The organism is Aulosira sp. FACHB-615, from assembly GCF_014698045.1.
In the GTDB taxonomy this organism is placed as follows: Bacteria; Cyanobacteriota; Cyanobacteriia; order Cyanobacteriales; family Nostocaceae; genus Nostoc_B.
In genome coordinates this window covers 99,416-112,854 of the sequence record NZ_JACJSE010000020.1, presented here as the reverse complement: position 1 = coordinate 112,854, position 13,439 = coordinate 99,416, and the positions used below count along the sequence as shown (strand labels likewise).

Here is a 13,439-nt window from a genome sequence, read left to right as displayed (position 1 = left end):
TGAAATGCCTGAGCCTATTTTATTAAGTCAGATTTTTGCCAAGCTTACTTCTTTAGGACGTATTCATCCCGTTTCTACAGGTGTTGAACCCTCGTAAATTGGCTACGGTATTGGACTTACGCACAAAGTTTGTCTGTGGTGAATGGGTTTAGGGGTGTGGGGTGTATTGGTGTGCAGAAGCCATAAACTCTTCTCCATTCCTAAATAACTTATTGATGGGAATTTACCTGTAACCTATCACCTGCTCTAACCTTTTTATCAAAGCCCTAGAATAGTGATGACAACTGCTTTGAGTCATATCTACCAGTGAAAGCCCCTACTAGCAATTTAGAACCAACTCAGTCGCGTAAGGCAGATCATATCCGTATCTGTTTAGAAGAAGACGTTCAGTGCCGTGAAATTACCAATGGATTGGAAAGTTATCGTTTTAGCCATTGTTGTTTACCAGAAATCGATCGCAACGATATTGATATCAGCACCAATTTTTTAGGCAAGTACCTAGTAGCACCATTACTCATTTCTTCCATGACTGGTGGAACTGAGGAAGCGGGAATCATTAACCGACGTTTAGCGGAAGTCTGTCAGCACTACAAGTTGGCGATGGGTGTCGGTTCTCAACGGGTAGCTGTAGAAAAACCCCAGGTGGTTGATACTTTTGCGATGCGTAAATATGCGCCGGATGTTTTGTTGTTTGCCAATGTGGGTGCTGTGCAACTGAACTATAAGTATGGTTTAGATGAATGTCTGCGAATCATCGATATGCTAGAAGCTGATGCGTTGATTCTGCACATTAATCCTCTGCAAGAGTGCATTCAACCTAGAGGGGATGTGAATTTTCGCGGCTTAATTGACAAAATCGCTAATTTATGTAGTAAGTTAAATGTACCGGTGATTGCGAAAGAGGTAGGTAATGGTATTTCCGGTGCAATGGCGGAAAAATTGATGGCGGCTGGAGTGAGGGCAATTGATGTTGCTGGTGCGGGGGGTACTTCTTGGGCAAAAGTGGAGGGTGAACGGGCAGAAAATGACTTGCAACGCAGGTTAGGCAGAACATTTGCAGATTGGGGCATCCCAACAGCAGAATGTATTACAAGTGTACGCGCGATCGCACCGGATATTCCCTTAATTGCCTCTGGTGGCTTGCGTCATGGCTTAGATGTTGCCAAAGCGATCGCATTAGGTGCAGATATTGCAGGTTTAGCAATGCCTTTTTTGCAAGCGGCGGTAATTTCAGAAACAGCAATTTCAGAGTTAGTAGAAGTTTTAATGGCTGAAATTGTCACAGTGCTATTTTGTACAGGGAATATTAACTTACAACAGTTAAAACATTCTGGCAGTTTACAACGCCTAAAATAAAGTCAGGAGTTAAGCGTCAGAGGTAGGATTTAATACGCAGCCCAATTCCAAAAAGAGTTTAGCTGTTGTAGTCAATCACTCACCATCAGTCCAATAATTCCTGAACGCTAAAAGTCTCCAGAGTTTTCTGGAGAGACAATCTAAAATCTAAAATTGATAGACTAATGACTAATTTTGTTAAACAAACTGCTGCCAGTGTGATTGGTAGCTTACTAGGGTTATTTATTTTCTTTGGGATTGGGACTACAGGGCTATTTTTACTCCTATTTGCGATCGCAGCTACTCAAGAGGTGAGTCCAGTAGTCAAAAATAAGTCTGTGTTAGTGTTTGACTTATCTTTGAATATTACCGATCGAGAACCAACTGCGGGTGAAGAATTACAAAGAACATTATCCGGGACTCCAGAAGACAGAATCACACTCCGCAAAGTTCTAGATGCAATTAACCAAGCCAAACAAGATCCAAAAATTGTTGGTATATATATAGATGGTAGTAATAGTTCCGGGGGAAATTTAGGCTTTGCTTCCCTGAAAGAAATTCGCAAAGCTTTAGAAGAATTTCGCGCCGCCGGGAAAAAAGTAGTTGCTTATGGTCAAGATTGGGGTAAAAAAGAATATTATCTCAGTTCTGTGGCTGATACCGTAGTTCTCAATCCCTTGGGTGCAATAGAAATCAATGGTTTGGGTAGCCAACCAATGTTCTTAAGCGGTGCATTGCAAAAGTTTGGTATTGGTGTACAGGTTGTGCGAGTTGGCAAATTTAAAGGCGCTGTTGAACCATTTATTCTCAACAAACTCAGTCCAGAAAACCGCGAACAAACCCAGAAACTACTGGATGACGTGTGGAGCGAGTGGCGAACTACAGTAGGTACAAGCCGCAAAATTAACCCGCAAAAATTGCAAGCGATCGCCGATAATCAAGCCATAGTCGAAGCACCAGCAGCGAAAACCAATGGTTTAGTTGATCAAGTTGCATACCATGATCAAGTAGTTGCAGACTTGAAAAAACTCACCGATAGCGATCAAAATGAGAAAAATTTCCGCCAAGTTGACATTCTAGAATACTCCCAAGTTATTAATAAATCTCTCAAAGCCGAACAAGCATCAAAAAACCAAATTGCTGTAGTCTATGCCGAAGGCGAAATTGTTGATGGTAGCGGTGATAATGAACAAGTAGGTGGCGATCGCTTTGCTAAAATCTTCAACAAAATCCGCCAAGATAAAAATATTAAAGCCGTTGTTTTAAGAATTAATAGTCCTGGTGGTAGCGCCACAGCCGCCGAAATCATGCAACGGGAAATTCGCTTAACCCATGAAGTTAAACCTGTAGTAGTATCTATGGGTGATGTCGCCGCTTCTGGTGGTTATTGGATTGCAAGTGACTCTAGCCGAATTTTTGCCGAACCAAATACCATCACTGGCTCAATTGGTGTATTTGGTATCCTATTCAACGGACAAAAACTAGCAAATGATAATGGTATCACTTGGGATGTAGTCAAAACAGCCCGCTACGCCGATGCTCAAACTGTGGCTCGTCCCAAATCACCCCAGGAGATAGCACTGTATCAACGTAGCGTCAACCGAATTTACAGCATATTCCTCGATAAAGTTGCCAAAGGACGCAAATTACCAGAACAAAAAGTTGCCGAAATTGCTCAAGGTAGAATTTGGTCTGGTGTAGCTGCAAAACAAATTGGTTTGGTAGATGAAATTGGTGGACTGAATGCGGCGGTGAAATACGCAGCCGAAAAAGCCAATTTAGGCAACAATTGGCAGTTAAAAGAATATCCTAAAGAAAATAGCCTCAACGAAATTTTATTTGGTAAAGCCGTGGAAGAAGCCAGCACAGCTTTAAAAATCCAGGGACAACAACAAATCAAAGCCACCAACCCTCTCACCGCAGAATTCCAAAAACTGCAACAAGAATTAGAGATATTTCAAAGCATGAATGATCCTAATGGGGTTTATGCTCGTTTGCCGTTTAATTTAAAAATCGAGTAAGTAATTGCTATACGGATAAACCAAGTATCTTTGATGTTAAACTGCCATTGGTTGAAGTTTCCAATGTCAATGGACTGACAAAGTTTTTGATGTCTAGCCACAAGCCTTTCGGGTGAAATATCTACCTCACTCCCAGGGAAGCTATACAGAAAGTCTCAGCATTTGCCTGGGTATGACTCATCCTTTCGCAGCGCAGCTTTACAGTTACGCATCTACCCCCAACTATCCTCTATGAAAAATCTCGCTTTACTATCTACTACAGCCTTGACTGTTTCGGGATTGGTTTTCGGAACCATGCAAGCTGTCTCTGCTGCCACTTTAAATTGGGAATGGAGTTATTTTGGTTCTGGTATAACAGCACGCGGTAAATTCATTACTAATGACACTCCTGACAATTTCGGTTTTTACGAGATTTTGGAAATCAGTGGCACACGTAATAATGAAACAATTACTGGTTTGCAACCTGCGGGGACTCCCATACCTGGCAACGAACCTTTTAACGTGGACAATTTAATTAGTTTGAATAGTCAGCAGTTAACAGGTGACGGTTTTGGTTATTCCACATCATCAGGAAACTATGCTAGTCCGTTTTTTGCTAGTTTTCTGCCCATACCGGGTTATTTAGAGGTTTTTTCAGCACCGCCGTTTGTGTTGGGGTCTTTGGGGACAGAAGATAGTGAATCAGCCGTTGTTTTTTCAGCCAGAATTATCTCTATTCCTGAATATACGTCCATTTTGAGCTTACTTGCTGTTGGCACTCTTGGCCTAGTATCAGCATCTAAACGCCAGCAATCACTACAATTGACTGAACAGAAACATGCAAAAGCTTTACGGTGATGGAAGCTAGTTCTTGCTCCGATGAGGTTCATAGCAAAATGCCCTGGTTTGTCAAAATAGAGTCAGGAAAAGTCGATAAAACCATCTTTGACCAATATATACCTGCCCACAAAGCATTCGTACAGGATTTAATTGCCAAAGGACATCAAGCTAAAACAGGCTATTGGGCAAAAATGGGAGGCGGGATGTTGCTGTTTGAAGCTGCTTCTCTGGATGAAGCTCAAGCTATTATTGCCCTAGACCCCTTGGTTAAAAACGGTTGTGTTGACTATCAGCTTTACGAGTGGAAAATTGTGGTTGAGTAAGAAACACTGACGAACTTTTAGTGTTCAGGACTTACGCACCAATATTGTCTATGAAGATGGGGTGTAAGGGTGTAAGGGTTTGAGATACATACACCCCTATACCCTCACCAAAATCCTTAATTTTTCGTTTTTATGCGTAAGTCCTAGTGTTATTATTTTCTTGAGGCTCGGATCTATGCGACTAAAACACCTAAACCTTGTCAGAACGTGAAAGTAGCAGCAATCAAGGATGCTTGTAGTAGGCGTAGTCTCCGGGCTGACCTGTTTTTGGGTCTGTGTTAACTACCAGCTTGACGAAGAAAAAAATGTGGTTGAGTAGGACACACTTACGAACTTTTAGTGTTATTATTTCATTAGACCTGGATCTATGCGACTGCAACGCCTAAACCTTGTCAGAACCGGAAGGTAGCAGCAATACGGGATGCTTGTAGTAGGCGTAGTCTCCGGGTCGCCCTATTTTTTAGGAGCGATCAGCAGCAATGCCCGGTTTTGGAGATATTGTACAAAAAGCTTTTTACCTCGGTGTTGGGTTGGCTTCTTACGCAGGTGAGAAAGCTGGAGGAAAAGTAGCAGAATTGCGATCGCAAGTCCAAAAACTGGCAGATGAAATGGTAGCGCGGGGCGAAATGAACACAGAAGAAGCCCGCCGCTTCGTTGAGGATATGATGAAGCAAGCGCAACAGCCACAAACACCCACTGCTGATACTACTGAAAAAACAACTCCTTCTGAACCTCGTCGCATCGAAATCCTAGAGGAAGATGAAGAGCCAACTGTAAAAGAGACCTCAACTGAAAATGTGGATGACTTGCGTAGCCAAGTGCTAAAACTGCAAGAAGAATTAAAAAGACTGCAACGCGATTAATAAACGGCAGTTTGTTTTTACCTTCAGCATCAGCAGCAAATAGTACTATAACTCAGATATCACCCAGGAAGTTGATAACATACATTGCCTAGAATGTATTTATGTACTTCAATTGGGGTGGTTGTTAGCATCCTAATTTTATAGCCAGTAAGAGCGTCAATTTTATGGAAGAGTGGCAAAAAGATTTAATGGGAATCGTAGAAACAGTGGCAGAGGAAGTCGAACGCTTCTTTCAAGGAATGAATGATATGGTTGATAGCTTTTTTGACCTCACAGAAGAATTGACTGAGCAAGTACAAAGTAACATTGCCGCCGACGTAGAACAATACTTACAAGAAATATCTGCACCCTTCCTAGAAATTTATTGGGAACTAGAAGATGTAGTTGCAGATGCAGATCCGGGGTTTCCTTACTCAGTGGAACCCACACCAGAACAAAATCCTGCTTGTGTGGGTTGTACTAACTATCATGGTCAAGTTTATGGTGGCAACTTACTAGTCTGCGCTATGCACCCCCACGGTTGGGATGATCAAAACTGTCCTGACTGGGAACAAGAGTAAAAATAAGGCAAAAGGTAAAAGTCAAAAATCAAAGAATTTTTATCTTAATCAGCTTTTCGCCTATTATTGTTGAGGCGATAGATGACCAAGGATAATTGACCCATGACCCAGGAAGCATCAGAAGTAAAGTATGGTGAACGCAACATTGCGGAAGGTAATTTAATTACCTTTCCCAATCCGCGATTAGGTAGGCGATATGATATCAACATTACCTTGCCGGAATTTACCTGTAAATGTCCGTTTTCTGGCTATCCAGACTTTGCCACAATTCACATTACATACATACCAGATGAACGGGTAGTAGAATTAAAGGCATTGAAGCTTTACATTAACAGTTATCGCGATCGCTATATCTCCCATGAAGAATCTGCCAATCAAATTTTAGATGACATGGTTGCAGCTTGTGATCCGCTAGAAATTACTGTTAAAGCCGATTTTGCCCCTAGAGGTAACGTCCATACAGTTATTGAAGTCAGACATCAAAAAGCATCAGCGCATTAAATCGCTAATGCTTATACTCAGTTGCAGTTAAAGATAGTAAGTGGGAGTAGGGAGTAGGGAGTGGGGAGTAGGAATACTATTCCTGAAAGCAACTTAGTATTTAATAACACGGAAAATCAAGGGTGTGGGTTAGGGTAAAGAGGTATCAGTGTTTAAAATGCCTACCCCTTTAAACCCATTCTCTACAGACAACCTTTATCCTTAAGTCTTGAACTATGAACGACGACGGCGACGCAACTTCAGCATTCCCAATGCGCCTAAGCCCAAAATTGGGAGTGTGGCGGAAGGTTCTGGTACAGCAGAGGCTTTGAGATTATCTTTACCAAAGTCAACAACAAAAATTGTGTCGTTGTAATCTTTATCGCCACCATTGCGTAAATCTTCAAAACCCATCATCAGATAATTGCCAATCTTCCAAGCCATTACGTGTTGTAAGCCATCAGGGTTAAGGCTGGCATCTGCACCATAAATATCACCATTTTTTGGTGTGGCGCTGTATCCATCAGATTTGAGTAAGAAATTCAGCTGTGTACCAGCTTTAAAATTACCCAAATCTACAAAATCACCGATATCTAAAACACCATCTTTATCGCCTCGTTCGCACTTATTCTTGGTGCTGTCGCAAGAGACATTTTCAAAAATCATACCGTTATTGTATTGTTCACCCCGAATGGATTCATAGGCTAACTGGTTTTTATAAGTAGCGCCTTCATTCAGGAACCAAACACGTACATTGTGCTTTTGTTTCAAAAATAGTTGAGAAAAGTCTACTTGCTGTGCTTGGACTTTATCTGCGGCGATCGCCACACCTTCTTTTTGTACTAAAGCTTGAAACTGGGGAAGTATAGATAAGAAATTTTTGTCTTCTGCTTTATCTGTGACAGAGAGACGCTTCATTGTACTCCAGTCACTAGCCTTTTTGGCGGCTTCTTGTGCCTCTACGGAATACTTAGCTGCATTATCAGCATCTAATTTAGCTTGATTTCTTGCATCTTCAGCATCTTTAACTTGTTTATCAGCACTTGCAGTGACAGTTTGCAGTTGTTGACTAGCTTGATTTCTAGCTTGTTCTGCTGTACCGCGCTTACTTGTAGCATCATTCAGCTTGGTATTTGCAGAATTAAAAGTTTTAGTCGCGTCATTCAGCTTGGTATTTGCAGAATTAAAGGCTTTAGTCGCGTCATTAACAGCTTTTTGTGCTGCACTTCTTTGCGCTGGAGTTGCAGATGAGAGGATGGTGTTCGCATCTGCTAAAGCCTTAGTAGCGGCATCATAGACTGTTTTAGTATCAGTTAAAGTCTTATTGGCTGCATCATACGCTGCTTTGGCTGCAATAAAATCTCTATCTGCCTTTTGAAATGTCTGTTCAGCAGAAGTTAAAACCTTAGCAGCATCTTGTTTAGCTTTTGTTGCAACTTGTGTGGTTTTTGTTAATGCAGCTTCAACTTTTTTGAGAGTATCTGCACTGTCTTTCGCCTTTTGAGCAGCTATGGGAGCTTCCTTGATGGCTTCTTGAATGGTAGTTGTCGCACTCGCTGAAGCTATACCGGAAAGTGAGTAAGTTAAAGTAGCAGCAGCAATCAGTCCAAAGCGGATTCTGTTCATGTTTTTCATAGATATTGATATGCACCTAGTTTTGATTTCTTTTAATCAAGTAATGAAATTTCAATCATTCACTTGCTCACCGTTGGAAAAAACTGGTTGTATGGGAGCTACTTTTTTTCGGGTAACTACTTTGTATCCTATTAAGATTTTTAACGTCGATAGTTAACAGTTGTTTTTGCCAAGTCTTTATAACGAAATATCAATCGAGCGAACAGATATGAGAATATGGGGCTGATTGTTATCTGGTAAAAAATTTTAGTTATCCAAAACTGGTAAAAATACAGATAATATGAGGGGATAGTTTTGAGGATAAGACCTTCATCTCAGTAGAGATGAAATTACTATATGAATTAATCGATATGATAATAAATAAAACTCTATAAACCCAATGACTGTAATACTGGATTTATAAAGTAGGCTTAAAATTTAGGCGTAACTTAGTTTCTCTAAAAATCATTTTTGCTAAGATATAAGAGCAAAATTACAAAATATTTCTGATAATTATCTGAATAATAATAAATTTGGGCTATATGAAAGCCTCAAAAAATAGAATTAGCTGTGATTCTCAGTAGTAAATAATATTTCTCTGCACACTAAAAAATATAAAAGCTGAATAATTACAGTGAAGATACAGAGAAAATCACTATATTTATTCAGCCTTCATAATTTATGTACGTGTTGATTTTAGTGGAGAGATAATGAAAAGGGTAAAAAGTTAAAATTTACCCCACTGCTGCTGTTGATTGCGAATTTAGTCCATTTAAAATCTCCAACACTTCTTTTTCAAAAGCAACTTGAGCGCGATTAGTTTTACCACCAACATACAAGCGATCGCCTTTTTGTAATGCCCAAATTTGCGAATGGGAGAAGTAACTCATTACCACACCCGTCATCAAAATGGCAAAACCACCATAAACAATGGGAATACCAGGGTCAGATTTGATTTGTAAGCCAGTACTACCAATCACTTCTAAGATTTTGAGTTTCGTACCGTTGACATCGGCCGCCATCCCAGACCGCACTGTTGTAATTAACTGACCTTTGCTGTCATAAATTAACATCATGCCTTGCAAGTCTTTGGCAATCAAAGACACACCCTCACTCAAATCGGGTTTAGTAGGTATCCAAGTTCCCCACATCCTACCTTGTTGGGGACTGGTATTTAACGCCGCCATTGGTAATTGAAACACCGGACTGTTATTGAATTGGAACCGGACACCAGAAATTCCCCAATCGGCTTGATAGAAGGTTACGCCACGATAACGCAGAGGTTGGTTAACGAAAATTGTCTTGCGGTCAACTTCTTTACCGTCATTATCTAACACAGACATATCGGAATAAAATTGGTCAATACTGCCAGAGGGTGTGTATTCAATCCAAAAGCGATTTACCCGCACAGACCAATCTTTTAAGTGTTTGGTATTTGCCCAAGGGCCAGCATTGAGGATATTTGCTACCTGAAAGCGATCGCCACTAGGAATTTTTTCTTGGGCGGTAAATCCAGTCATGGAACCCCAAATGCCGCCTAACAGAATCATCACAATCCCAATGTGTACAATAATTGGGCCGATACGTCCAATTATGCCTTTACGGGCGTAGAGAATATTGTCTTTGTCTTGAAAAATTTTATAACGACGGTTTTGCAATAAGGGAGCGAGGGAATCTAAAGAAGCAGTATCTAATTCTGCACTTAAGGCTAATTTTTGGAATTGTCGGGGTTCTTCGTAATATTTCCAACGTTGGGCAGCTTTTAAGGCTGGTAACTGTCTGGTGAAAGTACAAGCAGTTAAACTGCTACCAAACAAGATGAGTAACGCACTAAACCACCAAGTATGATAAACATGATTTAAACCAACTATTAAGATGACCTTCCAGGTTAGGAAACCAAACAAAGCTGGATGTTCTGGGTAGTTAGTGCGATAGAAGCTGGCTGACTCGTCTTGTTCTATGACCGTGCCGCTAACGCTGAATAAGGCAATGATTAATAATAAGGCGATCGCTAATCGTAAGTCTGTCAGTACAGGTAAAATCTCCTGACGCACAAATCGCCAAGGTGCTGACCACCAACTTGATGTTGTGGATGTGGACGCTGAATTATCTAAAGTCATGGGTTACAAACTGCCAAAGGGAATGCGAGAAATCAAAGAAAAAACACCAAATCCTACCAATAGCGCCCCGCTAACCGGGTTAATCCAACCAGACCAACGACGCAACTCCAGCAGTTTTTTGATTGCAGCAGTAAAAGTACCCGCCAAAATTAAAGGGGCTACATACCCTGCTGTATAAGACAGTAACAAAACAGCGCCTAAAATTAAGTCTTTTGTGCTGGCAACCCAAGTCAGTAAACTTGCTAAAACCGGGGTACTACAAGGAGAAGCCACTAAACCAAAAGTTAAGCCAATTGAATAAGAACGCACTCCCGGAGGTAAATCTTGAGAAATCCAATTTGTCTCGCCCAAAGAAGGAAATTGTAAGGGCAATGCTTCGAGCAAGTTCAGCCCCATAATAATGGCGATGATACTGACAATAATGGGTAAACCAGATCCAATTTGTCCGTAAACTTTGCCGACTAAACCAGCTATGATCCCCATTCCAGCCAGGGTAGTTGCCAATCCTAATGCAAACCAAGTAGACTGGGCTGCTGCTTGTAGACGACTTTTCGCCTCATAGCCGCCGATATAGCCGATGGTAATTGGTAGCATCGACAACATACAGGGAGTTAAGCTGGTGAGTAAGCCAGCCAGAAAAATAATCCCCACACTCAACAAACTTAAGTGTGTGAGTTGGTTAGCAACTACATTGTTGGCAAATTGTTCGAGTTGATAAATTTGAGTTTGTAAAGTCTCCAGCATAGAAATTTTTAATGTGGAAATGCTTGATATGCTTGAATTCTAGCTTACTTCACAGGCTTAGGGAAAAAGAAGCAGAGGTACATTTAGTTGAGGTTAGATGTTAAAAAAGACGTTGCAGTGCAACGTCTTTTTCACTTTACCCTAATCAGTGCTGTACACTGAGCGAAGTCGAAGTGTACAGCACTACTCATTGCATTAAAATTTGCCGAGTTAGAATACTCATCACCTCATCTGGATTGTCGGTTGGAAGCAGTGGACTCCAATCTGCAACATTAGCGTAGCCCAGCAGATGCAAGTGGTGAATGGTACTGGTGACAGCTTTGGGAGAACCGATGAGCAAATGTTTGATTGGTTCTCTGTGGGGAAATGGCTGTGGTGCGAATTGCTTGCGGCTGGGGGAATTGGCATTTGCGCCTAAGAACTGCGCTAATTTGGATTGGGCAAATTGTAGTAAATATGCAATCATGGGGTTGAAACTCCAGGTTTGGGTTTTTATAAAAGCGATCGCCGCCTTCTTGCCGGAATTACGCGATCGCTTTTATTTCAGTTTTGGGTTTAGATAAGGGCGATCGCTTGTTTCTGGATGGAATTGGGCGATCTGCTTTATCATGCCTTTATATTAAAGTATAAATTTATACTTTTCAAGCACTAATGCAAAAATTTTTCTAGATAAAAATAATGTTGAATTAAGCTAACATTAGCAGCATTTATTAATATAATGATCGTGAATTGTGAGCATTTATTTACTGTATAATAGAATCAATATTCTATCGAGTCAGGAGAAAATTTTATGCTGACAAACAAGAATAACAAAACATTATATGAACAAGATTTTTATTTGTGGACACAAAATACAGTAAAACTTTTGCAGGAAGGAAAACTGGAACAATTAGATATTACGAATTTAATTGAAGAAATTGATAGTATGGGGCGGAGTGAAAAGAAAGAACTAAAAAATCGTCTAATAATCTTAATTGAACATTTATTAAAGCTCCAATTTTGGACAGCCGAAAAAGATGATAACTCTAGAGGGTGGCGTAATACTGTTGTTGAGCAAAGACGACAAATAATTTATCTTCTAGAAGATAGTCCCAGTTTAAAATCTGTTTTAGAGGATGTATTTCTAGATTGCTATACAAATGCCAGAAACGATACCATTAGAAAATATCAACTTAACTCAGAATTATTCCCCAAAGAATCGCCTTTTTCGGTAACTCAGATTCTTGACGCAGATTTTATCCCTTAATTTTAGAGCGATCGCTAAACGCCCAGCTTAAAGGTATACCTTGATTTCGGAACGAGCGATCGCCTTGTTATTAAGTATTTAGATATAGACTGATAAAATTAATCTCGAAATAATTCCCATATTTAAATATTTCTGTGAAACGCGACTCTATTTATTACCAAATTTTCAAGCGGTTTACTGCGTTAATATTTGAACTCGTTGATAACCGTCCTGCACAGGCGCAAGACTATCGATTTGAGTCAGTCGAATTAAAAGAAACCGCCTTTCGGATTGATGGTGTTTTCTTACCACCAGAAGATGCAACACCCAAAGTCATCTTTTTTGCTGAAGTGTAATTTCAGAAAGATGAAGGTCTTTATCATCGGTTTTTTACCGAATCGCTCACCTATTTGTACCGCAATCAATCTCAATACGATGATTGGTATTGCGTGGTAATATTTCCATCACGCTCTTTAGAACCAAACGATAAAAGAACCCATCGCATATTTTTAAACAGCGACCAAGTTCAGTGCATTTATTTGGATGAGTTAGGTACTTCTGATACTCTGCCAATAGGCATCAACTTAATACAGTTGACAACCGCATCCTCCGAAACAATGGCAGAACAAGCCAAGCAACTAATTCAACGGGTAAAATTAGAAGAAACAGGCAAACTACCAAAAACCGAAATCATCGAAATTATTACGACAATTGCTGTTTACAAGTTTTCATCTTTGAGTCGAGAGGAAGTAGAAGCTATGCTAGGACTGACTTTAGAACAAACAAGAGTATATCAGGAAGCAAAAGCGGAAGGTCGAGAAGAAATTTTGAAAGTTGCTGTCCCACTGTTACTGAAAAGTGGGATGAGTGTAGAACAGATTGCTCAACAATTTAATGTTGCTGTGGAATCTGTGGAGAAATATAGGTAAGATTACCTGTGATGAGTTATGGCGATCGCACTTCATCTTACCTAGAATTAGCAAAGATTCGTTCTGTACAATTGACTAAACAGCCGCCAAGAGCGATCGCCCCCAGGTTTAGCGCATCAGTAGTTTTACCAGTAGAATAGACACATAAAATTTTGCCGCTATTTGGCTTATTGATAGTGGATTTATGATAACTGTGAGCTTGAATGCTGTAGCTACTGCGATCGCAAATATTACGTATTTATTTATCTTTACATACTTTGGTTTTTTCTCGTCGTTCTACTTAACTTCCAAACAGCAAAACTCCATCGCAGCTATTTTCGCCAACTGCGACAGAGAAAAAGAAATTGAAACACCAAGGTAAAGCACAGACGAAAAGTTAATGCTTCAATGCTAAAAATGAAGCAAA

General features: G+C 40.3%; 14 protein-coding genes, 2 other RNA genes and 1 pseudogene. 13 read left to right on the top strand and 4 right to left on the bottom strand.

Annotated features, from left to right (window positions below; all coding sequences use genetic code 11):
• The first annotated feature begins 306 nt into the window (after window positions 1–306).
• From fni to queF, 9 genes are all read left to right on the top strand, one after another.
• Window positions 307–1,356, top strand: a complete 1,050-nt coding sequence (gene fni / locus H6G77_RS24985) for a type 2 isopentenyl-diphosphate Delta-isomerase (protein ID WP_190591422.1) — start codon at window positions 307–309, stop codon at window positions 1,354–1,356.
• A 164-nt stretch (window positions 1,357–1,520) separates the two neighbouring features.
• Window positions 1,521–3,356 (top strand): signal peptide peptidase SppA, encoded by a 1,836-nt coding sequence (gene sppA, locus H6G77_RS24980; protein WP_190674920.1) that lies wholly within the window; start codon window positions 1,521–1,523, stop codon window positions 3,354–3,356.
• Window positions 3,357–3,587: 231 nt separating this feature from the next.
• Window positions 3,588–4,193, top strand: a complete 606-nt coding sequence (locus H6G77_RS24975) for a PEP-CTERM sorting domain-containing protein (RefSeq protein ID WP_190873012.1) — start codon at window positions 3,588–3,590, stop codon at window positions 4,191–4,193.
• A gap of 38 nt (window positions 4,194–4,231) precedes the next feature.
• Window positions 4,232–4,498, top strand: a complete 267-nt coding sequence (locus H6G77_RS24970; RefSeq protein WP_190591418.1) for a YciI family protein — start codon at window positions 4,232–4,234, stop codon at window positions 4,496–4,498.
• A 164-nt stretch (window positions 4,499–4,662) separates the two neighbouring features.
• Window positions 4,663–4,759: signal recognition particle sRNA small type (gene ffs / locus H6G77_RS24965), an RNA gene on the top strand.
• A 95-nt stretch (window positions 4,760–4,854) separates the two neighbouring features.
• Window positions 4,855–4,951, top strand: an RNA gene (ffs, locus tag H6G77_RS24960) — signal recognition particle sRNA small type.
• Between the two features lie 26 nt (window positions 4,952–4,977).
• Window positions 4,978–5,361 (top strand): phasin family protein, encoded by a 384-nt coding sequence (locus tag H6G77_RS24955; RefSeq protein WP_190591417.1) that lies wholly within the window; start codon window positions 4,978–4,980, stop codon window positions 5,359–5,361.
• 164 nt (window positions 5,362–5,525) lie between these two features.
• Window positions 5,526–5,921, top strand: a complete 396-nt coding sequence (locus tag H6G77_RS24950) for a hypothetical protein (RefSeq protein WP_190591416.1) — start codon at window positions 5,526–5,528, stop codon at window positions 5,919–5,921.
• A 102-nt stretch (window positions 5,922–6,023) separates the two neighbouring features.
• Complete coding sequence (gene queF / locus H6G77_RS24945) at window positions 6,024–6,422, top strand: preQ(1) synthase (RefSeq protein WP_190674910.1); 399 nt, start codon at window positions 6,024–6,026, stop codon at window positions 6,420–6,422.
• Window positions 6,423–6,635: 213 nt separating this feature from the next.
• Here the strand turns inward: queF and H6G77_RS24940 are convergent, their stop codons facing one another.
• The 4 genes from H6G77_RS24940 to H6G77_RS24925 all read right to left on the bottom strand — a co-directional run bounded on the left by H6G77_RS24940 (window position 6,636) and on the right by H6G77_RS24925 (window position 11,345).
• Window positions 6,636–8,027, bottom strand: a complete 1,392-nt coding sequence (locus H6G77_RS24940) for a DUF4114 domain-containing protein (protein ID WP_242049297.1) — start codon at window positions 8,025–8,027, stop codon at window positions 6,636–6,638.
• 722 nt (window positions 8,028–8,749) lie between these two features.
• Entirely contained in the window at window positions 8,750–10,135 is a 1,386-nt protein-coding gene (locus tag H6G77_RS24935) for a cytochrome c biogenesis protein (protein WP_190873010.1), read from the bottom strand.
• A gap of 3 nt (window positions 10,136–10,138) precedes the next feature.
• Window positions 10,139–10,879 carry a cytochrome c biogenesis protein CcdA gene (locus tag H6G77_RS24930; RefSeq protein ID WP_190591412.1) on the bottom strand — a complete coding sequence of 247 codons (741 nt, stop codon included), beginning with the start codon at window positions 10,877–10,879 and terminating at the stop codon, window positions 10,139–10,141.
• Window positions 10,880–11,066: 187 nt separating this feature from the next.
• Entirely contained in the window at window positions 11,067–11,345 is a 279-nt protein-coding gene (locus H6G77_RS24925) for a hypothetical protein (protein WP_190674908.1), read from the bottom strand.
• 324 nt (window positions 11,346–11,669) lie between these two features.
• Between H6G77_RS24925 and H6G77_RS24920 the strand changes: the two genes are divergently transcribed.
• The 4 genes and pseudogenes from H6G77_RS24920 (at window position 11,670) to H6G77_RS24910 (ending at window position 13,394) form a co-directional block, all read left to right on the top strand.
• Complete coding sequence (locus H6G77_RS24920) at window positions 11,670–12,125, top strand: DUF29 domain-containing protein (protein ID WP_190591410.1); 456 nt, start codon at window positions 11,670–11,672, stop codon at window positions 12,123–12,125.
• 134 nt (window positions 12,126–12,259) lie between these two features.
• Window positions 12,260–13,033: pseudogene (locus H6G77_RS24915) on the top strand (Rpn family recombination-promoting nuclease/putative transposase).
• A gap of 8 nt (window positions 13,034–13,041) precedes the next feature.
• On the top strand, window positions 13,042–13,173 hold the full coding sequence (locus H6G77_RS36335) for a hypothetical protein (protein WP_277880653.1): 132 nt from the start codon (window positions 13,042–13,044) through the stop codon (window positions 13,171–13,173).
• A 44-nt stretch (window positions 13,174–13,217) separates the two neighbouring features.
• Window positions 13,218–13,394 carry a hypothetical protein gene (locus H6G77_RS24910; protein WP_190591408.1) on the top strand — a complete coding sequence of 59 codons (177 nt, stop codon included), beginning with the start codon at window positions 13,218–13,220 and terminating at the stop codon, window positions 13,392–13,394.
• Window positions 13,395–13,439: the final 45 nt, after the last annotated feature.